The organism is Cohnella sp. AR92, from assembly GCF_003990975.1.
Taxonomy (GTDB): domain Bacteria; phylum Bacillota; class Bacilli; order Paenibacillales; family Paenibacillaceae; genus Cohnella.
In genome coordinates this window covers 303,527-325,669 of sequence record NZ_RZJR01000002.1, presented here as the reverse complement: position 1 = coordinate 325,669, position 22,143 = coordinate 303,527, and the positions used below count along the sequence as shown (strand labels likewise).

General features: G+C 58.7%; 18 protein-coding genes. 14 read left to right on the top strand and 4 right to left on the bottom strand.

What is annotated here, in order from left to right:
* Positions 1-23: 23 nt before the first annotated feature.
* On the bottom strand, positions 24-860 hold the full coding sequence (gene comER, locus ELR57_RS03845; protein WP_126957436.1) for a late competence protein ComER: 837 nt from the start codon (positions 858-860) through the stop codon (positions 24-26).
* Positions 861-967: 107 nt separating this feature from the next.
* On the opposite strand from comER, the gene ELR57_RS03840 reads away from it, so the two are divergent.
* From ELR57_RS03840 to holA, 7 genes are all read left to right on the top strand, one after another.
* Complete coding sequence (locus tag ELR57_RS03840; RefSeq protein ID WP_126957434.1) at positions 968-1,492, top strand: ComEA family DNA-binding protein; 525 nt, start codon at positions 968-970, stop codon at positions 1,490-1,492.
* A 95-nt stretch (positions 1,493-1,587) separates the two neighbouring features.
* Positions 1,588-2,880, top strand: coding sequence for a homocysteine synthase (locus ELR57_RS03835; protein WP_126957432.1), 1,293 nt, complete (start codon positions 1,588-1,590; stop codon positions 2,878-2,880).
* An 88-nt stretch (positions 2,881-2,968) separates the two neighbouring features.
* Positions 2,969-3,496 carry a deoxycytidylate deaminase gene (locus tag ELR57_RS03830; protein ID WP_126957430.1) on the top strand — a complete coding sequence of 176 codons (528 nt, stop codon included), beginning with the start codon at positions 2,969-2,971 and terminating at the stop codon, positions 3,494-3,496.
* A gap of 99 nt (positions 3,497-3,595) precedes the next feature.
* Complete coding sequence (locus ELR57_RS03825; protein ID WP_126957428.1) at positions 3,596-6,313, top strand: ComEC/Rec2 family competence protein; 2,718 nt, start codon at positions 3,596-3,598, stop codon at positions 6,311-6,313.
* Positions 6,314-6,485: 172 nt separating this feature from the next.
* On the top strand, positions 6,486-7,034 hold the full coding sequence (locus ELR57_RS03820; RefSeq protein ID WP_126957426.1) for an RNA polymerase sigma factor: 549 nt from the start codon (positions 6,486-6,488) through the stop codon (positions 7,032-7,034).
* The gene (locus ELR57_RS03815; RefSeq protein WP_126957424.1) at positions 7,031-8,185 is read left to right on the top strand and encodes an anti-sigma factor family protein; all 1,155 of its coding nucleotides are present in this window, start codon (positions 7,031-7,033) and stop codon (positions 8,183-8,185) included. The genes ELR57_RS03820 and ELR57_RS03815 overlap by 4 nt, the downstream gene beginning before the upstream one ends.
* A gap of 359 nt (positions 8,186-8,544) precedes the next feature.
* Entirely contained in the window at positions 8,545-9,576 is a 1,032-nt protein-coding gene (holA, locus tag ELR57_RS03810) for a DNA polymerase III subunit delta (RefSeq protein WP_126957422.1), read from the top strand.
* Positions 9,577-9,857: 281 nt separating this feature from the next.
* On the opposite strand, the gene rpsT is transcribed toward holA, so the two are convergent.
* Positions 9,858-10,130: a 30S ribosomal protein S20 gene (gene rpsT / locus ELR57_RS03805; RefSeq protein WP_126957420.1), complete on the bottom strand. Its 273-nt coding sequence runs from the start codon at positions 10,128-10,130 to the stop codon at positions 9,858-9,860.
* Between the two features lie 165 nt (positions 10,131-10,295).
* Here rpsT and gpr point away from each other — a divergent pair, with 165 nt between their 5' ends.
* The 7 genes from gpr (at position 10,296) to ELR57_RS03770 (ending at position 19,555) form a co-directional block, all read left to right on the top strand.
* Positions 10,296-11,303, top strand: a complete 1,008-nt coding sequence (gene gpr / locus ELR57_RS03800; RefSeq protein WP_126957418.1) for a GPR endopeptidase — start codon at positions 10,296-10,298, stop codon at positions 11,301-11,303.
* A 249-nt stretch (positions 11,304-11,552) separates the two neighbouring features.
* On the top strand, positions 11,553-13,427 hold the full coding sequence (locus tag ELR57_RS03795; protein WP_126957416.1) for a cache domain-containing sensor histidine kinase: 1,875 nt from the start codon (positions 11,553-11,555) through the stop codon (positions 13,425-13,427).
* Positions 13,424-14,941, top strand: a complete 1,518-nt coding sequence (locus ELR57_RS03790; RefSeq protein WP_126957414.1) for a response regulator — start codon at positions 13,424-13,426, stop codon at positions 14,939-14,941. The genes ELR57_RS03795 and ELR57_RS03790 overlap by 4 nt, the downstream gene beginning before the upstream one ends.
* A 131-nt stretch (positions 14,942-15,072) precedes the next feature.
* Positions 15,073-15,951, top strand: coding sequence for a carbohydrate ABC transporter permease (locus ELR57_RS03785; protein ID WP_126957412.1), 879 nt, complete (start codon positions 15,073-15,075; stop codon positions 15,949-15,951).
* A 1-nt stretch (position 15,952) separates the two neighbouring features.
* A complete protein-coding gene (locus tag ELR57_RS03780; RefSeq protein ID WP_126957410.1) occupies positions 15,953-16,780 on the top strand; it encodes a carbohydrate ABC transporter permease in 828 nt (275 codons plus the stop codon).
* 142 nt (positions 16,781-16,922) lie between these two features.
* Positions 16,923-18,011 carry a LacI family DNA-binding transcriptional regulator gene (locus ELR57_RS03775; RefSeq protein ID WP_126957408.1) on the top strand — a complete coding sequence of 363 codons (1,089 nt, stop codon included), beginning with the start codon at positions 16,923-16,925 and terminating at the stop codon, positions 18,009-18,011.
* A gap of 377 nt (positions 18,012-18,388) precedes the next feature.
* Positions 18,389-19,555, top strand: a complete 1,167-nt coding sequence (locus ELR57_RS03770; protein ID WP_126957406.1) for an MFS transporter — start codon at positions 18,389-18,391, stop codon at positions 19,553-19,555.
* On the opposite strand, the gene ELR57_RS03765 is transcribed toward ELR57_RS03770, so the two are convergent.
* Positions 19,548-20,504 carry a LysR family transcriptional regulator gene (locus tag ELR57_RS03765; RefSeq protein ID WP_158629924.1) on the bottom strand — a complete coding sequence of 319 codons (957 nt, stop codon included), beginning with the start codon at positions 20,502-20,504 and terminating at the stop codon, positions 19,548-19,550. The two genes, ELR57_RS03770 and ELR57_RS03765, sit on opposite strands and share 8 nt — an antisense overlap.
* Before the next feature lies 1 nt (position 20,505).
* Positions 20,506-21,933 (bottom strand): amidase, encoded by a 1,428-nt coding sequence (locus tag ELR57_RS03760; protein ID WP_158629923.1) that lies wholly within the window; start codon positions 21,931-21,933, stop codon positions 20,506-20,508.
* Between the last annotated feature and the right edge of the window lie 210 nt (positions 21,934-22,143).

Sequence of the window (22,143 nt, the reverse complement as noted above, 5' to 3'; positions counted from 1 at the left end):
GAGGCGCGCCCCTTTTGTCATCTTTACGGTTGATCCTGACTGTCGTTAAGAGACGCGTCGACCTTCTCCAGATCCTCTGCGAACTTGGCGTGAGTCGCTTGGAGCACCCGCAGGAAGGCGCCGTTCGTGGCGTCCTTCAGCTCTTCCAGAGCGACCGCGGTAATTCCTCCCGGGACGGATACCCGCTTCTGCAGCTCGGCCGGGGAACAACCGGCGTTCTGCAGCAATCGGGCCGTGCCGAGAAGCATGTCTCGGGCCAGCACGGTCGCAGTCTCGCGGGAGACGCCCGTCGTGGAGACGGCTGCTTCGATGAATTGCTCCAGCAGATTGGCCATGAAGGCGGGTCCGCAGCTGGCGATGTCCGAAGCGACGCGCACGTCTTCCTCGGCGATCTGAACGGGACGGCTGATGGCCGAGAACAAGCGGAAGAGCAGAGCGCGGTCGCGCTCCTCCAGCCGGCTTCCGAACATGACGAGCGAGGAGCCCGCCAGCGTCTCGTTCACGATGCTCGGAATGATCTTGGCCGCCTTGGACGGAATGAGCCGTTCCAGGGCTTCGAGCCGGACCGGGCTCGTAATCGAGACGACGATCTGCCATGGCTGCAAGGAAGGAGCGATCTCCTGCAGCACGGAACGGAAGTCCAAGGGCTTCACGCACAGGAAAACAAGATCCGAACCTAGAACCGCACTCGCATTGGAAGGGGCGATCTGGATGCCGGGGTACCGGTTCGCGAGCGCATTCGCTTTGGACAAGGTACGGGTAGACAGGATAATGTCCGACGGGCGAAGCGCCCCGGAGCGGATGAAAGAACCCGTCAGCATGCTGCCCATGCTGCCAGCGCCGATGAAGCCGACCCTCATCTTCGTCCCCTCCCCTTAAGCTTCAACTTCTTCACATTCTATGAGGGATGGCTTGACCGACATGACGTTTTTCCGGAAAAGGATCCTTAAGGAGGGTTAAAAAGAAAATGAGCAAGCATTCGACTCGGAATCGAAGAGGAATAGCCGCAGGAGCTTTGGCGTTGGCGGGAGCGGCGATGTTAGGCTGGGCGTTCTTGCAGCCGCAGAAGGAGGCGGCTGTCCCCGGCTGGACTCCCGTGAACGGGCAGGTTGCCGAAGCGCTCGAACGAGCGAATGGGGCTGCATTGCCGTCCCCATTGCCGTCGGAATCCGCAGGCAAGGAGTCTTCCCCGGCTTCGCCGGCGGTCCCTCCGGAATCTGCCGCACCCGCCGATGCATCGGCCTCCTTTTCCCCGTCGCCAGCCAATGATCCGACTTCGGGGACCGTCGCTTCCTCCGGCGGACTTCTGAATCTGAACGCGGCGACGGCGGATCAGTTGGACGCGCTCAAGGGAATCGGTCCTTCCAAGGCGCAAGCGATCGTTGCCTACCGCAACGAGCATGGGGCTTTCCGAAGCGTGGAAGAGCTGCTGCAAGTGAAGGGGATAGGGCCGAAATTGCTCGCCGCGATCCGCGACCAAGTGACGATATAGGACGACTTTTTAATTCCTATCTTTTCACTTGGATAAAAATGTGAGACAATGGGTAAGAATTAACATTTTGGGTGAGGTATGGGAGGATACAAACGATGGCTAAGGATCGTGAATTATCTTTGGAAACGCTTGCCGTACATGCGGGTCAGCAGATTGATCCGACGACTCTATCGAGAGCGGTTCCGATTTACCAGACGAGCTCCTACGGATTCCGCGACACGGACCATGCGGCCGATCTGTTCGCTCTGAAGCAATTCGGCAACATTTATACTCGAATCATGAATCCGACGTCGGACGTATTCGAACAAAGAATCGCCGCGCTGGAAGGCGGAGCCGCGGCTCTGGCCGTCTCCTCGGGACAAGCTGCCATTACGTATTCCATTCTTAATATCGCGCAAGCGGGCGACGAGATCGTCTCGTCCTCCACGTTGTACGGCGGTACTTATAACCTGTTCGCGATTACGCTTCAGAAGCTGGGCATCACCGTCAAGTTCGTCGATGCGTCCAATCCGGAGAACTTCCGCGCCGCGATTACGGACAAGACCAAGGCTCTCTATGCCGAGACGATCGGCAATCCGAAGGGTGACGTTCTCGACATTCAAGCCGTCGCGGACATCGCTCACGAGCATGGGGTTCCTCTGATCGTCGACAGCACCTTCTCGACTCCGTACCTGACCCGTCCGATCGACTTCGGAGCCGACATCGTCGTCCACTCCGCCACCAAGTTCATCGGCGGACATGGAACCTCGATCGGCGGGGTCGTCGTCGACGGCGGCAAGTTCGACTGGAAGGCGAGCGGCAAGTTCCCGGGCCTCACGACTCCCGACCCGAGCTACCACGGGGTCGTCTATACCGACGCGGTCGGTCCGGTCGCTTATATCATCAAGATGCGCGTGCAATTGCTGCGCGACATGGGCGCGGCGCTGTCCCCGTTCAACTCGTTCCTGTTCCTGCAAGGGCTAGAGACGCTGCACCTGCGGATGGAGCGCCACAGCAGCAACGCGCTGGCGGTCGCGAAGTTCTTGGAGGAGCATCCTGCCGTCGAGTGGGTAAGCTATCCCGGATTGTCTAGCCATCCATCCTACGAGCTGGCTCGCAAGTATCTGCCGAAGGGGCAGGGCGCGATTCTGACGTTCGAGATCAAGGGCGGAATCGAAGCGGGCAAGAAGCTCATCAACTCGGTAGAGCTGTTCTCGCATCTGGCGAACGTCGGCGATTCCAAGTCTCTGGTCATTCATCCGGCGAGCACGACTCACCAACAGCTCTCGGCGGAAGAGCAGCTAGCGGCCGGCGTCACGCCGGGCCTTATCCGCCTGTCGATCGGCACGGAAGGCATCGACGACATCCTGTACGACCTGGGTCAAGCGCTGGCGGCTAGCCAAGCGTAACGGAACGCGGTATCCTAGAGGAGACGGCGCGCTCTCGCGCCCTGGGCTTGACAGCCTATCTAGACGGCAATTGGAGGTTGGGAAGGCGATGGCACAGACCCTGCGCAAAGATTGGGATACTTACTTCATGGATATCGCCTTTATGGCTTCGACTCGTTCCCGCTGTCCCCGCAGGCATGTCGGCGCGGTGCTCGTGCAGGGCAAGAAGCTGCTCGGGACGGCGTATAACGGCGCGCCGATGGGTGTGCCGGATTGCTCCGAGGACGGCTGCATGATCGTGGAAGAGTACGAGGCGCCTCCGGCAGGCGGCGAAGCGGCCGGCTTCATCAAGAAGCAGCGCTGCATTCGTACGATTCATGCGGAACAGAACCTGCTGCTCTTCACCGATCGAATCGATCGGGAGGGCTCGACGGTCTATGTCACGGATCAGCCTTGCTGGACGTGCTCGAACATGCTGGCGAACAGCGGAATCAAAGAGATCGTCTACCATCGGGCCTATCCGAAGGACCAGGGGAAGGTAACGGCTTTGATGCAGCAGCGAGGCATTCTCTTCCGCCAGATTGACGGCTATGCGCCTCCTCCGGATACCGAGGTGCAGGATTTAACGGCAGTTTGAGCTTAGTTGGAATGAAGAAGATCGGGATGAGGAAGAACCTCGTCGCCTTAGGGCGGCGGGGTTCTTTTTTTGTTAGCTTAGGCGAGAGGAGAGCTGTTCATGAGCAGACGGCCGTTGGTGGCCTTCACGGCATGCTGGACCTTCGGCGCTTCGACGCTGTCGCTGTTTCCGGAGCGGTCCGTTGTCTTGGCCGTTCTCGGAGCGTTGCTGCTTCTAGCGGCATACGCGCTGGCGGTTCCGTCGGCATGGCGCGTCGCCGCAGCTTGCGCGGCGGCGGTGTCGTTGGCGGCCGGAGAGCGGGCATGGGCGGATGCGGGGAGCCGGTCCGAGATCGCTCGGCTTGCCGGCCCTTACGCCGAAGACGGGCTGCAGGCCGTCGTGCGGGGAAGGCTGGCGGAGCCGGCGTCCGTAGACGGCGAGGTCGTGACGTTCGAATTCAAAGCCGCCTCGATCGTTCTCGCGAACGGGGAGGCTGTCGGGGAGCGGTCCCTCGGATCGAAGGGAGCGGCGGAAGAAGGGACAGTCGGGAGGGAAGGTCGGGAGACGGATCAGGCGGCGGAGGTGAACCGCTCGCAGCCCATCCCGGTTCGCGAGAAGCTTCTGGTGCGCGTCTGGCTGGAGGAGCAGGAGGAGCAAAGCGTCGCCGCATCTTGGAGAAGAGGGGACGAGGCGGAGATCAGCGGCGAGCTGAAGCTTCCGGCGGATGCCGGGAACTTCGGCGGCTTCGACTATCGGGACTACTTGAACGGGCTGGGCATCGCTTACACGTTATCGGCGGAGGGGGCGGCCTCGGTACGAACGCTGCCTTCCGATCCTCCCTGGCGGCTGCTGCCCCAGCGCTGGGCGGATGATTGGAGGAGCGGGCTGGGCCGAATCATGGACCGGCTCTACGAGGGGACGGACCGAGGGTACATGAAAGGGCTGGTGCTCGGCATCGAGGACGATCTGGATCCCGAGCAATACGCGGACTTCTCCCGGCTGGGGCTCACCCATGTGCTGGCGATATCGGGACTGCATGTCGGCGTCGTGGTTTATCTTCTGCTCCAGCTAGGGGCTCTGCTAAGGCTGCCGAGAGAACGGGCGCAGGAGCTGGCTATCGCGGCGCTGCCTCTCTATATGCTGCTTACGGGAGCGTCGCCTTCCGCGGTCAGAGCATGCTTGATGGCGATGCTGGCCCTTTATATGGCCAGGCGCAACCGGCTCAAGGACGGCTTGCACATCCTGTCCGCGGCGGCGCTGGCCATGATGGCGCTGGAGCCGCGGGTCGTCGAGAACGTCAGCTTCCAGCTCAGCTTCGTGGTCACGGCGGGCTTGCTGCTGTACGTTCCGGTCGCGAACGATTGGCTTGGGCCGCTGATCCGCTGGAAGTCCCTGCGCGGGGGTCTCGCCGTTTCTCTGACCGCTACCGTTACTTCTTTTCCGATCTCCGTGTATTATTTTCATCAATTCCATCTTCTCTCGCTGCCGGCTAACCTGATTCTCGTCCCGTTCATCAGCTTCGTCGTCATGCCCCTGGGAATGGCTTCTCTGGCGCTTGGCGGCATGTGGTATCCGCTTGGCAAGGCTGCGGCGGGGATCGCGTCGTGGTGCAACTCGCTGACGAGTCTTGCCATCGATTGGACGGAGGGCTTCAACCGGCTTCAAACCTACTGGCCGCAGCAGCCGATCGGTTGGGTAATCTCCGCTTATGCGCTGATCGGCGCGACTTTCGGCCTTCTCCATCGTTTATATACATATAAGAAGGAAGCATCCGGACTGATCGCCGCGATGCGGGCGGATGCCGTACGATTGGGCATTCCTTCCGGACCGCGAACCGACGGAGACACCCTGCCGTTAGCGGACATACATCCCCATCCGACGGCGGTTGAAGGGAGCTCGGCTTCTCGCCGATACCGGGTGCTGCCACTGCTTGTTATCCTATGGGGGTTATGGATCGTTTGGGGAATGCGGCCGGCCTTCCTGGACGGAGAAGCTAGGGTTCAGTTTCTCGACGTCGGACAGGGGGATTCCATTCTTATTCGTTCGGGAACGGGCAAATACGGCCTTGTCGACGCCGGAGGAACGGTGCAGTTCGGCCGGAAAGAAGAGTGGCGGCTTAGGCGCGACCCTTATGAGGTCGGGCAGAAGACGCTTGTTCCGCTGCTCAAGCAGCGCGGGGTCCGCAGCTTGGATTGGCTCGCCTTAAGCCACTTGGACCAGGACCATATCGGGGGCGCCGCTGCGATCTTGGATGCTTTTCCGGTCAGACGGCTGCTGATCAACGGTTCGGTCAAACAGGATGAGACCGTTCGGAAGCTCTTCAAGCTTGCAAGCGATAAAGGAATCCCCATCTTCGCGATTCACGAAGGCATGAGCTGGAGCTGGGACCGCACCGCTTCGCTTCAAGCGCTCTATCCAAGACAGGGCGAGGACGCTGCGATCCCGAACGTGAAGGAGCAGAACGATCGAAGCATCGTCCTGTTGTTGACGCTGTACGGGAGAACCTTCCTGCTTCCGGGCGACCTGGAGGCGCAAGGGGAAGAGGAGCTGCTCGCATCGACCGAATCGGCGAAGGCCGTAGACGTGCTGAAGGCCGGGCATCACGGAAGCAAATCTTCCACCACCGAACCGTGGCTAAGGGCATGGCGGCCGCAAGAGGCTATCATCTCCGCCGGGCGCAACAACCTGTATGGACACCCGCATTCCGTCGTGCTGGAACGTTTGAATTCGCTGGGCATCCGGTATTTTCGGACGGATCGGAACGGGGAGATACAATACCGCATGACACCCAAGGGGGAGCTTAGCCGCAGGACCAAACGAGCCGATGCGGAGCCGTAGCCTGCCTCTAAGTTGAGAGACTATTTTGCGAAAAGACAAACGCTCCTTTTTTTGCTAGACTGTTAGGAGCATTAACAAGCATGCCGCCAAATTTCCTTATGTTAACAAGGGGCTTGGTGCAACCTTTCGACGCGCATTTGCGTTAAGGGAAGTGCAGAGGGGAGGATCTTCTGTGGTGGAGCTGGAACTTATCAAAGCTGCGCAAGCCGGCGATCGCGACGCCCTTGTGGAGCTGCTCCGCGGAATCGAGAATCAGGTGTATCGCACCGCCTATTATTTGCTGGGCAACGAACAAGATGCGCTTGATGCTTCTCAGGAAGCATTGATTAAAATTTATACCAAGATTCATACTTATGAAGAGAAGGCCCAATTCCGAACGTGGGTTCAGCGGATCGTCACGAATCTGTGCATCGACAAGTTCCGCCGCATTCGTCCGTCGGTGTCCATCGACGAGCACGAGCTCGTCTTCGAGTCGATCGACAACGTCGAGGCGGAGGTTATGTCGTCTTACGCGTCGGAGGAGATCCGCGAAGCGATCGGCAAGCTGCCGGAGCACCACCGGACGGTTATCATCCTTAGATACATGCAGGACTTCTCCTACAACGAGATCGCCGATTCCTTGAATTTGCCTCTAAACACCGTCAAATCCTATTTATTCCGAGCCAGGCAGCAGCTTCAGTCGCTGCTGCGAGATTACCAGAAAGGAGGTGTCCGGGGATGACTTGCGATGAAGGAATGGAACTAATACAGCGCTCGATCGACAACGATCTCGATTCGCAAGAGACCATGCTAATGAACGATCACATTCGAACATGCCCGGACTGCGCGGCTCTGTTCGACCGTCTGACGCTCTTGTCGAGGAATCTCGCCGAGCTGCCGAGAGTGACGCCTCCCTTCAGCCTGGTCGATTCTATCCTGCCAAGATTGGACGAGATCGACTCCGAGAATCGGGCTGCGCGGGCCGCGCAAGCGGAAGCTGACTCTGTCGCCCCTTCGGATGGATCGCCTTCGGAAGCCGCATCTTCGCGGCGACGGAACCGGGGCCCGCTGCGGAAGCTGGCCGGAGCGATCGCGGCGGGCCTCGTCGCCGGCATTGCGATCGTGGCTGCGCCTTCGCTGTTTAACGGTTCCTCGGATAACCATGATTCGGCCAGTCCGTCCTTGATGTCGCAGGCTTCGAAGTCGATGGAATCGGCGGCTCCGGCATCGTCGCCGGAGGCTGCCGCGCGGAGTATGGCCGACGACAAGGCCAACGACAAGGCCAGCGAGCTACCTCCGACAACGACGCCGCTTGTCGCTCCGAATAAGGTCGATGTCACCTTCTCCGAAGCCAAGAAGAACGGAGAGACGGGAGGGGAGACGCCAGTTCCGGATTCGTCCGGCGACGGTCGCGGGGAATCGACGGAACAGGAGTACTCGCTCAGTCTTACATCCCGTTCTTCCGAAGATTCCGGCGAAGAATCTTCGCCGACAGCCGATGCGGTTCCTTCCGCCGATGATAAGGCCAAGGACATGAAGATTAGCCAGGGTATCGCGGGAACCGGCGACGCCATCGCGAGCGGTTCTGAATACGATCAGAATACGGCCGCCAACGCGTTCGTCATGCCGAGCTCCGCTCTATCTTGGATCTCGCCGGACCAGAAGTACAAGGCGACGGCGGGAGAACAGAGAGTGAGCGTATACTCTTACGAGGATGGCAGCTTGATCTTCCAGAGCGCCGTCCACAGCAGCGAAACGCTGAGCAGCATCTATTGGGAAGAGGATTCCAGCGTTCTTCATTATTCCTGGAAGGATGCGGAGGGCAAGGTCACGGACATGATGTGGAAGGCCTCGACGAACATCGAGAGCTTGGCGGCCGATTCGCCGAAGTGACGCGATTGGATTGGGATAATCGCGGTTGACGACAAGCGCCGAGGAACGTTTCTCGCGCAAGCCGCGTATGATGCATCGATGAAGCAGAAGGCGTTCGGCAGAACGTTCTTGTTCTTGGACGCAAGGTCGCGGTCGTTCGCGCACGGTTCCATGGGCCGGCCGGCGGACGTTGACATAGATGTCCACATGCGAAGAGACTGTCTCGGAGGGTTCGCCAACGAACCGGAAGAGGCAGTCTCTTCGGCTTTATCCCCGCGGAGGCAATCCTGGCGTTAAGACGGTTGCGGCTCGGCCCGCACATTTGATAGACTTTGAATAACGCAGGCAACGGCTTGCTTGCAGGATGGGGGAAGCATACGATGGAAGCCAGGAAAGCGCTGCGAGAGATCAAGGAAGGCAGGATCAAGCCTTATTACATATGCTACGGGACGGAATCCTACCTGGTGCAGGAGTTCACGGAGAAGCTTACCGCTAAGCTGATGGAAGCGGAGAATCGGGATCTGGGCGTTATCCGCTTCAGCACGGCGGAGAGCCCGCTGGACGAGATTATCGACGAGTCGGAGACGATGCCGTTTCTCGTGCCGTGCAAGCTGGTCCTGGTCAGGGACAGCGTCGTGTTCGGAACCGGCCGCGAGTCGGCGAAGATCGAGCATCGTACCGAGAGGCTGCTGGAGTACATGAAGCAGCCGATGGAGAGCACCGTGTTGGTGTTCATCGTGCCGGCTGAGAAGCTGGATGAACGGAAGAAGCTCGTGAAGCTGGCGAAGGAGAAAGAGTCGGTCATCGCGTTCTCGCCTCTGCCGGCCGAAGAGCTGATGCAATGGCTGGCGAAGCGGGTGGAAGCCCAAGGGCGCAAGGCCGAGCCGGCTGCCGTGGAGGAGCTGCTGCGAAGGATCGGTCCCGACATGGGCGCGCTCGCCAAGGAAGCGGACAAGCTGTGCCTGTATGCCGGCGAATACGGAACCGTGACTCGGGAGTCGGTCGAGACGCTGGTGCCGGCCGGAACGGAGCAGAGCGTGTTCAAGCTGACCGAGGAGATCGCGGCGCTGCGCACCGACCGAGCGTTGGCGCTGTATTACGATCTGCTCAAGCAGAAGGAAGAGCCGATCAAGCTGGTCGCTCTGCTCGTCCGGCAATTCAGGAACATGCTGTTCGTGAAGGAGCTCGGCAAGCAGGGATACACGCCGCAGCAGATGTCGGGACAGCTGGGGCTGCACCCGTACGCGGCGAAGGTGACGGCCGATCAAGCGAAGGGCTTCTCCATGGAGAGGCTGTCGTCCGTTCTGGAGAGATTGGCGGAGCTCGACTACGAGATGAAGACCGGCCGCGTCGAGAAGACGCTCGGGCTGGAGCTGTTCCTGCTGAAGACCGGCTCGGCGGGCGGGAATTGAATGAAGGCTGGACTAGGGGCAAGCGGACGGCTTGCCCTTTGTCGATGCTGCGCGCGCAGGAAGATAGTACCGTAAGGCAACATCGCGGCGAAACACCCATCTAAACAATAAAAAAAGGTTGACCCTGGGAACGAGAACTCGCAACCATAGTCAACCCTTTATTCAGTTATTCAAAATTTATAAGTTTCACGCTTATCCATTTGTGAATAACCTCCGCAAAGCTGCTTCAGCGCCGGAAGGACGCCGAAGGCGTTTTTGCTTGGTTGGACGGTTATTAAGCCTTAGGCTTGGGAAGACAACGCGTTCAACTTCTTAGCCAGACGGGACTTCTTGCGGGCAGCCGCATTCTTATGAATAAGGCCTTTGGTAACCGCTTTGTCCAGCTTCTTCTGAGCGAGTTGAAGCGCTTCTTTAGCAACGTTTACGTCCGTTCCTACAACAGCTACGTCAGCTTGCTTGACAGCCGTGCGAAGCGCGGACTTCTGGGAAGCGTTGCGCAGACGACGCTTGTCGTTCGTCTTCGTCCGTTTGATAGCGGATTTAATGTTCGGCATTGATTTCACCTCCTGGCAAAGCAACAAGTATTTCTCCAAACAACTTGTAACATTCTATCATGGAGGGGGGCAAAACGCAAGCTATACAGCTGGCAGGTTCAAGGGCGCGACAGCGACGAAAAGCTTGCTCCCGCAGGAATCCCGCGACAGAACAGGAGAGGTACGATGAGCGAGCACGAATTGGATTTAAGCGAGTACGAAGTGCAGATCGATTTGGCCGTGGAGGCCCGGGAGCTTGCGGGTTCTCCGGATAGCCAGATCCCGGGCGTCTGGTCGGAGAACGAGAAGTCCGGCGGCATCTCCGTAACCCGAATGCATATACAGACGGATGAGGGCGCGAAGGCCATCGGCAAGATGAAGGGCCATTACGTGACCTTGGAGGTTCCGCAGCTGCGCAACGGCGACTCCGACCTCCAGGATCGGGTGGCGACCACGTTCGCGAAGGAGTTCGAGAGCTTCCTGAGCCGCGTGGGCATCGACAAGAAGGCGAGCGTGTTCATCGTCGGGCTGGGCAACTGGAACGTCACCCCGGATGCTCTGGGTCCGCTTGTCGTGGAGAATATCATGGTCACGAGGCAGTTCTTCGAGCTGATGCCGGACCAGGTCGGAGAAGGCTATCGGCCGGTCAGCGCGGTGGCGCCGGGAGTGCTCGGAACGACGGGGATCGAATCAAGCGATATCGTTCAAGGCATCGTGGAGAAAGCGAAGCCCTCCCTCGTCATCGCCATCGACGCTTTGGCCGCCCGATCGCTCGAGAGAGTGAATACGACGATTCAGATCGCCGATACCGGCATTCATCCGGGCTCGGGCATCGGCAACAAGCGCAAAGGGCTGACCCAAGAGATTCTGGGAGTCCCTTGCATCGCGATCGGCGTTCCGACGGTCGTGTACGCGTCGACGATCGTCAACAACACGATGGACATGGTGTTCGAGCATATGAAGAAGCATACGCCCAATACCGACAAGCTGTTCGGCGTGTTCGGGGGGATGGAAGGCACCGAGCGGCTGCAGTTGGTGAAGGAAGTGCTCGACCCGCTCGGCCAGAATCTGCTCGTGACGCCGAAGGAGATCGACAAGTTCATGGAAGATACCGCGAACGTCATCGCCAGCGGACTTAACGCGGCCCTTCACGAAGCGGTCGATACGGACAATGTCGCGGCATATACCCACTGAGCAAACACGATGAATGCATCGCGCAGCTTCCTTCCCTTCCGGAAGGAGGCTGCTTGCGCGCCGCGGGCTTTGTTCGATTTTCCCAATAGACCTTAATGAGGGAGACTAAAAGTACTGTTTGTTAGGATAATTAGTTGTGAGTATAATGAAACTTGCAGCTAATACGTTTGTCTATGTTGACTATGCAGATCATCGCTTAGGCGGCTAACGGGCCGTCTATTGCCATTGGGGTAGAGAAGGAGCCACGGGATGAGAAGATGGAACATGCGTTGGCCGAAGCAGCTTAGGCCCGCCAGTCGAATGGAAGGCAAGCTCCTGATCGTGTTTCTATTCTTGATCATTCTCCCGATCGGCGGCCTCAGCTTCCTCTCCGCGCGGAGCTATTCGAGCTCGATTGAAGACAATACGATCAACTACGCGTCCCAATTGACGGACAAGATGATGGACAAGCTGGACGATTATCTGTTCGACATGAAGAAGATCTCCATCATTCCTTCCTATATCGGGGAGATCAAAGACGGACTCAAGATGTCGAACCGGTACTACGGGGGCGTCAGCGCCAAGAACGTGGACTCGGAGACGATCCTCCCCAGCGAGCAGCAGCAAATTATCAACATCCAGAAGAAGATCGGCAGCAGCATTTATTTTCTGAACAATATCAAGAGCGGCACCAACACGGTTTACCTGTTCGACAACTACGGCAATCCTTATTACGCCGCGAAGAACCTGAACATTCGCCCCGATCTCAAGTCGGTCTATCCGGAATGGAACAAGCGGGCGGACGCCGCGTACGGAGCTCCCGTCCTGGTCAGCACCCAAGAGGTGTCCCAGCCGGTCGTGGGCAAGGAGTACGTGTTCACCGTCGTAAGGGAGATCATCGATTCCGCCAATTACGAGAAGCTTGGCATGATCGCCGTCGACGCCAGCATCGGCGTTATCGAGAATATCGTCAAGGACCTCGACAAGACGACGTTGGGAACGACGCTCATCGTGGATCAAGAGGGTAAGGTCATCTATGACAGCGAGATGAAATTCCTGGCGCAGACGCTGCCGAGCAGCGATCTTCTGGCCATGGCGCGGGGAGACCAAGGAAGCTTCCATGCCACGTTGAACGGCGAACATGTTCTTACTATATATAAGCAGTCGGAAGCGACGGGCTGGAGGGTGCTCATTACGATCCCGGAGAGCCACCTTCAGAAGGACGCGGTAAGGACCCGCAACTTTACCCTGGCCGCCGCCATTGTCATCATGAGCTTCGCTCTGCTGATCTCGCTCGTCATCGTTTTCGCGATCACTCGGCCGCTAAGGTCGCTCGTAAGGATGATGAAAGAGGTGCAGAACGGCAACATGGACGTCAGCTTCCCCGTCGTCAGGCGGGATGAGGTGGGGCTCGTCGGCAGCGCCTTCAACCGAATGATCGACCGGATCAAAACGCTGATCTCGGATATCTACGCGATCGAACAGCGCAAGAAGGAGGCGGAGCTGCTGTCGCTGCAGCATCAGATCAATCCGCACTTCATCTACAACACGCTGGAATCGATTCGCATGACCGCCGTGTTGAACGACGATGCCGAAGTCGGGGATATGGCGCAATTGCTCGGCAAGCTGCTCCGCTACAGCATCCATGCCGGGTCGGACACCGTTCCGATCGCTCAGGAATGGGAGCACCTGACGATGTACATCGAGCTTCTCAATTACCGGTATGGGGCCGAACGCTTCACCGTCGAGCTTCCTCCGGAGGAGGAGACCAAGTCGATGCAGGTCATGAAGCTTCTCTTCCAGCCGATCGTCGAGAACGCCATTTATCACGGGTACGATGAGGGCAGAGGCCATATGAGCATCCGGATCGAGTACCGGGCGGACGGTCCGGACCGGCAGTTCCTGGTCCATGACGACGGCGTCGGAATGGCGGAGGAGCGGCTTCAGCAATTGAGGAGCTCCTTGCGCGAACCGCCGACGGAGTGGGACGGTCGCGGGATCGGCCTGCGGAATATCAACGAGAGATTAAAGCTCCGATACGGGGAAAAATACGGCTTGACTATCTTGAGCGAACAGGGAGCGGGGACGACGGTAATCGTTCGAATGCCGGGGGAGAGCAAGGACGAAGGGGGAAAAGGAAGATGATGCATATCGCGGTCGTGGACGACGAGGAGAGAATACGGCTTGGGCTGGCCAAGCTGATCGAGCAGACGGGAGAAGCGTTCCAAGTGGTCGGCTGCTTCTCGAGCGGCCAAGAGCTGCTCAATCAGCTCGGCCAATTGCCGATCGACCTGATCGTCACGGATATCAAGATGCCGCAGATGGACGGCCTTCAACTGATCGAGAAGGTGCAGCAGCGCAAGCCGAAGATCAAGTTCGCCATCGTCAGCGGATTTAACGATTTTAGCTTCGCGAGACAGGCTATCCGGCAAGGAGTCGAAGATTATCTTCTGAAGCCGGTCGACCAGAAGGAACTGGCCGATCTGCTTCATCGGGTCATGAAGAACTTGGAGCTGGAGAGATACCGCAAAGCGGTCGCGATCGACGAGCATATCCGGCTTCTGCTGCGCAACGACGTTAGCCAGCTTCCGGAGCACATGATTCAGGGGGCGACCCGGGATCTGGGGCAAACCAGCTTGTTTCGCCAGCATTTCGCCGTGCTCGTCGTCCGCACGGAGCCGGAAATTTCGGTTGATCAGATGGAGAACTATCTCGGCCATTGGAGCCGGGAGCATCGGTTGATGTCCTGGGAGCCCAAACAAACGGTCATTCTGGCATCGATCGGGGAGCACGACCATTCCGACACGGTGAAGGAACTGGGGCTCACGCTGATGCGCAAATTCCCGGCGTCGCTGCTCGTGAGGATTGGGCTTAGCGGCATCCATCAGGGCGCAATGAAGCTGAGGGATGCTTATCTCCAAGCGGAAGAATGCGTTCAGTTCGGCTGGTACGAGAACGGCTCGCGCGCCGCCATGGACCATGCTTCGATGAGAAAAGACGGCGATGACGGCTATAATCCGGTTAAATTGCTGGACAAGGACATGAGACCGGCGCTGCAGGTGCTGGACATCCCGCGCGCGGAAGCCGTCGTCGAAGATTGGCTCGAAGAGCTTCACCGCAATCGTCCGTCTTGGAGAACCTTGTCGGAGGGAAGCTCCCGTCTATTCCAGCTCATTGCGGAAGAGATGAGCGAGAGGCAAGCGGAAGCGGTGGACCTATCGGAGAAGCAGATCAAGCTGGCTCCGTCCTTGTTCGCGGATTGGAGGTCCTACCGCTCGGCTCTGCAGCAAGCGGTCGGCGAGCAGCTCCAGGAGCTGAAGAACGTGCGCCAGGAGAATCGGGCGATCGAGACGGTCAAATCGTTTATCCAGCAGCACTATACGGAAGAGATGGAGCTTCAGCGACTGGCGGATATCGTCTATTTAACCCCGAGCTATCTGAGCAAACTATTCAAGACGGAGACGGGGGAGACGATTACCGATTACGTCATTTCGGTGCGCATCGACAAGGCCAAAGAGGTGCTGACGCGCAACCCTTCCATGAAGACCTATGAGGTAGGAGAGCAGGTCGGATACCCGGATCCCGCTTATTTCAACAAGGTTTTCAAAAAGGTAACCGGATTCACTCCCAAAGAATACAGAGATCGAGTTAGGCTATAGTTATCCAAATCGAAGACAATTAAAACAAACATAGAACCTTAAAATGAATAACGAATTCGGATATAATTACTGTAAGCGATTTCCTGTGTTTTACAAGAAATTATTTATCCGAAACGGAAGCAGGGGTGTCTATGTTCAACCTAAGTTACAAAGCTCAACGGTACCTGATCTTGTTCGGTTTCTTGACCATTCCGGTACTGCTCTCTTTGACGTTCTCGTACTATCCGGCATTATCCCTCGTGTACTACAGCTTCACGGACTGGACGGGTCTCGGCTGGGACATGAATTGGGTAGGCTTCGACAATTACAAGGAAATCTTTACGCGCCCGGATATCTTCGGGGCGTTCAAGAACAACGCTTACTACTTCGTCGGCGGTTTGCTGCAGACTGCGCTGGCTCTGTTCTTCGCGGTCATCCTGTCGAGCAAGCTGAAGGGACGGAACGTGTTCCGCGCGATCCTGTTCCTTCCGTACGTTCTGCACAGCGTCGCCATCGTCATCATGTTCAAGAACGTTTACCATGCCGAATACGGCTCGTTGAACATTTTCCTGGACGCCGTCGGCCTTTCTTCCCTGGAACAATCTTGGCTCGGCAATCCGCATATCGTTAACTTCGCGCTGGCGTTTATTTCCCTCTGGAAATACTTCGGTCTGAGCATGGTTATCTTCATCGGCGCCCTGCAATCGATTCCGGCCGACGTATACGAAGCGGCCAAGATCGACGGCGCGACGGGCTGGCAAGCATTCCGTTACATCACGGTGCCAAGCATCCGTTCCGTTATCGAGCTGATGATGATCCTGACGCTCACCGGCGCGCTCGAAGCGTTCGACATTCCTTATATCATGATGCTAGGCGCGAACGGAACGAATACGTTCGTCTCCACGACCGTGGATATGGCGTTCAAGTTCCAGAAAGCCGGCCTCGCATCGGCTATGTCCGTCACGCTGCTGCTCATCGTCGCTCTCGTCATCATCGTTCAACGCAAACTGCTGTTCCGGGAGGGCAAATAAGATGGAACGTACGAACAAAGCCTGGACAGTCGCCAAGTATATCTTCCTATTGCTCGCAACGTTTATCGTATTCTTCCCGATCTATTCCGTCGTGATCGGCGCCTTCAAGACGCAAGTCGAGTATTATCAATCGGGCATGAGCTTGCCTAACGACTGGTTTAACTTCGACAACTTCAAGAGGGTGTTCGATGTCGGACAGCTGGGGCTGGGCTTCAAGAACATCTTTATCATTCTCCTGATCTCCGTTGCCGGCAACGTCATGTTCGGAACGATGGTCGCTTATGCGCTGGGCCGCTTCGACTTCAAGCTGAAGAAGCCGATCCTGGGCATGTACCTGGTCGCGCAGATCATTCCGATGATCACGACCCAAGTCGCAACGTTCAGCGTCATCAAGTACCTCGGCGCTTACGACTCCATGGCGGCTCCGATCCTTCTCTATCTGGGCGCGGACGTTCTGCAGATCGTCATCTACCTGCAATTCGTCAACAGCATCCCGAGGGATCTCGACGAGAGCGCCATGATCGAAGGGGCATCCCTGTTCAAGATCTACCGCTCGATCATCTTCCCGCTGCTCGCTCCGGCGACGGCGACGCTGATCATCATGAAGACGATCAACATCTACAACGACTTCTACACGGCGTATCTGTATATGCCGAGCAAGGAATTGAAGGTCGTGTCCACGGCGATCTACTCCTTCATCGGACCGAACGCCGCTCAGTTGAACGTCATCTCGGCGGGCATCTTGATCATCTTCATCCCGACCGTTTTGATCTTCCTGTTCATGCAGCGCTTTATTTTCGCGGGCGTTACGAACGGCGCAGTTAAATAAGCAGCACGCGGCGCCATGAGCGATGAGTGCTTGCTCCATGGCGCGGCCGAGCCGGCTATTCCCTAACGGATTCGATTATGTTATGATAACAGATAATTTGTTATCGATAATCGACACGCGAGGGAAAGGGCCGGCTCATTCTATGTCCAGAAAAGTTACGATGCAGCAAATCGCGGATCATGTCGGCGTCTCCAAATTCGCCGTATCCAAGGCGCTTGCGGGCAAATCCGGCGTAAGCGCGGATACGCGGGAGCGAATCATCGGAGCCGCCACGCAGCTGGGCTATTTCGTCCAGAAGAAGGTGAAGGCGGGAGGCTCTCGCTCCGGAGCGGAATCCGTCAAGCAGTCCCAGCGGGACACGATCATCGTTCTTATTCCTAACGTGAGGTATCAGAATCGGCATTCCTTCTACTGGGGAAGGATCATCGACGGCATCTCGAACGGTCTCGAAGCGCACCAGCTCGGCATCATGATCGTGACGGAGCATATCACGGACAATTTCGCCAAGCTCATCAATCCGGACGGCGTTCTGGGCTTGATCGGCGTGGGGCTTATCTCGAACCAGCTGCTGCTCGAGCTTCGCAACCTGGGGATCCCGTTCGTCATGGTGGATCACGAGGATCCGCTTATTCCTTCCGATTCGCTGTTCATGAACAACTTCGAATGCATGCGGCGGGTGACAAACTACTTGTTAGGCAACGGCCACCAGCGGCTGCAATTCGTCGGCAACGTGCGCTACTCGAAGAGCTTCTCCGATCGCTGGCTCGGCTACCGCTCGATGATGGAAGAGATGAACGTCGAGATGGACCAATCGCCGGAGCTTCTGAGCTTCGAGGGCGACAATCGCTCGGAGATGACGGAGACGCTGGAAGCGATTATCTCCAAGCTCAAGGAGGAGAATAAGCTCCCGACCTCCTTCGTCTGCGCGAACGACTCCATCGCCCTGTGCGTGATGACGGTGCTCATGAGGATGGGCGTTCGCATTCCGGAGGACTGCACGGTGACGGGCTTCGACAACATCGAGGATGCCGCCCTGTCTTCTCCGACGCTGAGCACGGTCCACGTCAACAAGGAAGCCCTAGGGCAGCGCGCCGTCGAGACGCTTCTCTGGCGCATCGAGCATCCGGAAAGCCCGAAGGAGAAGATTCTCCTCTCCGGGGATTTCATCATGCGGGAGTCGACCGCTCCGGCTGCGGCAGCTGCGGACCAAGCGGCGAATACGGCAAAATAAGCACATCAGCAGCATAAGCACATCAGGAACATAAGCACATCAGGAACATAAGCACATCAGCAACTCCTTAATGGGGTTGCTTTTTTTGTTCCGATGACTCGGATTGGAATTTTGGTCGCGTAGGCGGGAGCGCTCGTTGCCGAGCTAGTCTCGTCGGAGACTATTCCCCTCAGCGTGCCGTATGGTGGGGAGCGTCGCAGGGTTAGCCTCATTGGAGACTAAATCGTGCTGAATCGCGGAATCGTCCCGTTAGAGCCCCGCTCTATGCGGGTTATTAGGCATGTCATTGAAAGTTTCGATTACGGGTGTCAAGCTTCCGTCCTCTATGATGATGTCAATGAACCCGCCCGTCGGGATCGAGGAGGAGTCATTCTATTATGAAAAACATTGCCATCTACTGGATCGCGGCCGGGGCGTTTCTGGTCGGAACGTCGGAGCTCGTCATCGCGGGCTTGCTCGACACGCTCGCCGCCGATCTCAACGTATCCTTAGCGGCCGCCGGACAGCTCGTCGCCGTTTATTCATTCGCCTTCGCGATCGGCTCGCCCGTCTTGACCGCGCTGACCGCGCGCGTGAATCGGACGAAGCTTCTGGCCGGCTCGCTCGTAACGTTCGCCGCCGGTTGCCTGGTTGCCTTCGTCAGCCATGATTATGCGCTGCTGCTGCTCTCCCGCATCGTACTGGCGCTGAGCGCCGGCATCTACACGGTTGTCTCGCTGCATGTCGGGACGTCTCTCGTCCCGCCGGAGAAGAAGGGGAGGGCCGTCGGAACGATTCTGCTGGGCACGAGCGGCTCGATGGTGCTGGGCGTTCCGCTCGGCGTCGCCGTCGGTCATGCGTTCGGCTGGCGCGCGAACTTCGCTTTGCTCGCGGCGCTGGCTCTCGTCGTCGCTCTGGCCGTCCGTATGACGGCGAAGGCCGCGAGCGAAGCGACGCCATCCGTCGGAAGCGCGGACGAGCTCCCGCGCGGACAGCGTCTGGCGAGGGCGCTGAACGGCCGCGCCGTCTCCGCCTTGGGCTCGTCGCTGCTCTGGATTACCGGTTATTCGACGGTTTATACGTATATATCCCCGTTTTTACAGACGCGCTCGCAAGTCCCGGGTGGACAGATCGGCTCCGTGCTGCTTCTGTTCGGCGTATGCGGCGTCGCCGCGGATCGATGGGGAACGTCGAAAACGTTAACGTGGACGATCGCGCTTCATGCCGCGGCTCTGCTGTTGCTGTCCGTAGCGGGACAGCGGCCTTGGAGCGCGCTCATCGCGGGCGCATGGGCATGCTCCGCGTGGATGACACTTCCGGTGCTTCAAGTCCGCTTCGCCTCGCTTGATTCCCGTTCGTCCGGATTCCTCATCAGCCTGAACAGCTCCGTCATCCATCTGGGCATCGCGTTGGGAGCCGCGCTCGGCGGAATCGTCATCGAAGCGGCCCCCTTAAATGCGCTCGGAGGAATCGGTGCCGCCGTGGTGGCGGCCGCTCTGCCGCTCGTCGCGTTATCGTTCCGTGCTTCATCCGCCGTTCGAGCCGAAGGGACGAACGTCAATTGACCGCTGCCGCCGGAGTCCGATCGGAACGGTAGCGGACGGTCAGCCGCTCGGCAACGGCTCGCAGACGGGCGGCATAAGGCGAGGCTTCCGCATAGACAAGACAGACGTCTTGTTCAGGCGATCCGGGACGGGAGAGCCGGTAGAGACGGCAACCGGGCGGCGTCTCAAGCCCGTAAACGAGGGAGCGGGGGACGATGGCGAAGCCGGTACCGGATGCGACCATTCGAAGCAAATAGCCAACATCGTTCGTCCGCCGTATGTCCTCCGGCATTCCTCCCAGCCAGGCGGCAACGAAAGCGTCGATGGAAGTGCGGACCGATACGCACTCATAGAAGGTGACGAAGGTTCGGCCGAGCAACTCCCGCGGCGTCTTCGGATCGTCCGGAGCGAGCGGGGGGCCGCCGGACGGGATGACCAAGACCATCTCTTCTTCATAGAGCGGAACGGATAGGACCCCCTGCACGGCGGCGGAGGAACGGGGGACGACTCCTAGCTGAACGTCGTCCAAGACGATCGATTCCGCAATTAGCTCGGGCTGCTCCGCCATAAGGTCGTATCTGAAGCCCGGGAACGCCAAGCGCAGCTCCCGAAGCAGCGGATCGAGAAAAGCGGGCGAGATCAAAGAAGCCGCCCCGATCTTGAAGGCGGTCGGCATCCCGTCCGTCGAAGCTTGGCGCGATTCAGCCGATTCGCCGGATTCGCCGGTACCCGCGAGCATCGCCCCCATCTCTCTCTTCGCTCGGATCGCATGGTAGAGGACTCGGCTTCCGAGATCGGTGAGACGGACGCCGCTCGGACTGCGCACGAGAAGCTTGGCGCCCAGCTCGTCTTCGAGCTTGCGGATTCTAGTCGTCAGCGTCGATTGGGTCAAGTGAACGCGCACCGACGCACGGGTAATGCTCTTCTCGCGGGCGACGGCCAGCAGCGAGTGGAGATCCATCCAATCCATCTTATTGCCTCCCGTCAGGATGCGAGAGCTCCATCCCCCATAATGAGTCGTCCGGTTCGGCGACTTGTCTCCCGGTGAGCTTCTCATACCATTTCCCGACGGCCAAAACGAGCGAATCCGCCCCCAGCGGTCCGACGATCTGTACGCCGATCGGAAGCCCGTCTTCCGAGAAGCCCGCGGGGAAGGAGAGCGCAGGCAGCCCCCACAGATTGGCGAACGGCGCGTATTCCCCGTTCACGGCTCCTCCCGGATGGGCAGGGGAGCCGATCCGCCTGGCGGGCCAAGGACACGTCGGACCAACCCAAACGTCCGTCTCGCTCCATGCTCCCTTCATTCTCTTACACATCCATCCCCTCCATCTCATCGCTTCTTCGACCTTCTTCGGAGGCAAGGCTTCGGCGCGTGCCAGATTGGCGGCCAAGCCGGGGCCGAACATCGCGCGCCGGCCGGATCCGAGCTTCGTTAGCTCCCGGGCCGCTTCGGCATGCAGAATCGTCCAAGCCGCTTCCTTCATCTCGGATACGCTCCATTCGAAGCGGACGGGGACGAGCTTGGCTCCCGCCTCCGCAAGTACGGCGAGCGCCTCCCGCGCTACGGCGGCCGTCCGCTCTTCTGTCGGTTCCCCGAACAAGTCTTCGAGCACGCCGACACGAAGGCCGGCCAGCGGCGTCTTGCCATCCGCGATCGAAGCGGCGGCGAGAGCGCGACTTGCGGCGGAAGGCAGACGTCCCGGGTCGACGGCTAACGCCTGTACCAACAGTTCCGCATCCGCGGCGAACCGGGCGAGCACGCCCGCATGGTCGAGCGAAGGGGCGAGCGGCGTCGTTCCATGCAGGCTTATTAGGCCTTGCGTCGGCTTGAAGCCGACGACGCCGCAGAAGCTGGCCGGTACCCGGACCGAGCCCGCGGTATCCGTTCCGACGGCTCCGAGCGCGAAGCCGGCGGCCAGCCCCGCCGCCGCGCCCGAGCTGGAGCCTCCGGGGATCCGGTCCGGACGCCATGGATTGCGCACGGCCTCCATATCCGGGCGATGAGGCCCGTAGGCGAATTCGTGCATATGGGTGAGGCCGAGGATGACGGCTCCGGCGTCCGTCAGCTTGCGGGCGATGTCCGAATGCGCCGCCGGGCGACCGGAGAACGCGAGCGAGGAGCCGTTCGTCAACGCCGTTCCCGCATAAGCCATATTGTCCTTCAGTGTCACGGGAATGCCGTGAAGCGGTCCGCGGTCCTTGCCGCCTCGAAGCTCCTCTTCCGCCCGGCGGGCGGCTTGGAGCGCCAGCTCCGCCGTGATGTGCCGGAACGTATGAAGCAGCGGATCCAACGCTTCGATGCGATTTAACAGAGTTCGGGTAAGCTCAATCGGCGACAGCTGCCGGGATCGGTAAGCGGCCGCGGCTTCGCCGATTGTTCGCGGGAGCGGGTGTTGCATTCGCATGCCCTCCTAACTGGAAGAAGATGAAGATAACCGTGCGTTTAATCCAATGTACCTCGTCTTCGTATCAGCGGATTGTGAACTAATTGAACGATATTGCGATCTCATTATATCCTACTTTACAACTTGGATAACAGGTAATATGATGGCTCAAACGGATGGCGAATCCCGCACCATCGGACCTCCGAAGGCTGCCCTCCGTCGCGG

Excerpts from the sequence above, each read along its gene's own strand:
- rpsT (WP_126957420.1), bottom strand. The coding sequence starts at position 10,130 with ATGCCGAACATTAAATCCGCTATCAAACGGACGAAGACGAACGACAAG.
- ELR57_RS03825 (WP_126957428.1), top strand. The coding sequence starts at position 3,596 with ATGAGCAGACGGCCGTTGGTGGCCTTCACGGCATGCTGGACCTTCGGC.
- ELR57_RS03815 (WP_126957424.1), top strand. The coding sequence starts at position 7,031 with ATGACTTGCGATGAAGGAATGGAACTAATACAGCGCTCGATCGACAAC.
- ELR57_RS03765 (WP_158629924.1), bottom strand. The coding sequence starts at position 20,504 with ATGGATTGGATGGATCTCCACTCGCTGCTGGCCGTCGCCCGCGAGAAG.
- ELR57_RS03795 (WP_126957416.1), top strand. The coding sequence starts at position 11,553 with ATGAGAAGATGGAACATGCGTTGGCCGAAGCAGCTTAGGCCCGCCAGT.
- ELR57_RS03790 (WP_126957414.1), top strand. The coding sequence starts at position 13,424 with ATGATGCATATCGCGGTCGTGGACGACGAGGAGAGAATACGGCTTGGG.
- ELR57_RS03760 (WP_158629923.1), bottom strand. The coding sequence starts at position 21,933 with ATGCAACACCCGCTCCCGCGAACAATCGGCGAAGCCGCGGCCGCTTAC.
- ELR57_RS03835 (WP_126957432.1), top strand. The coding sequence starts at position 1,588 with ATGGCTAAGGATCGTGAATTATCTTTGGAAACGCTTGCCGTACATGCG.
- ELR57_RS03830 (WP_126957430.1), top strand. The coding sequence starts at position 2,969 with ATGGCACAGACCCTGCGCAAAGATTGGGATACTTACTTCATGGATATC.
- holA (WP_126957422.1), top strand. The coding sequence starts at position 8,545 with ATGGAAGCCAGGAAAGCGCTGCGAGAGATCAAGGAAGGCAGGATCAAG.
- comER (WP_126957436.1), bottom strand. The coding sequence starts at position 860 with ATGAGGGTCGGCTTCATCGGCGCTGGCAGCATGGGCAGCATGCTGACG.
- ELR57_RS03780 (WP_126957410.1), top strand. The coding sequence starts at position 15,953 with ATGGAACGTACGAACAAAGCCTGGACAGTCGCCAAGTATATCTTCCTA.
- ELR57_RS03770 (WP_126957406.1), top strand. The coding sequence starts at position 18,389 with ATGAAAAACATTGCCATCTACTGGATCGCGGCCGGGGCGTTTCTGGTC.
- ELR57_RS03840 (WP_126957434.1), top strand. The coding sequence starts at position 968 with ATGAGCAAGCATTCGACTCGGAATCGAAGAGGAATAGCCGCAGGAGCT.
- gpr (WP_126957418.1), top strand. The coding sequence starts at position 10,296 with ATGAGCGAGCACGAATTGGATTTAAGCGAGTACGAAGTGCAGATCGAT.
- ELR57_RS03785 (WP_126957412.1), top strand. The coding sequence starts at position 15,073 with ATGTTCAACCTAAGTTACAAAGCTCAACGGTACCTGATCTTGTTCGGT.
- ELR57_RS03775 (WP_126957408.1), top strand. The coding sequence starts at position 16,923 with ATGTCCAGAAAAGTTACGATGCAGCAAATCGCGGATCATGTCGGCGTC.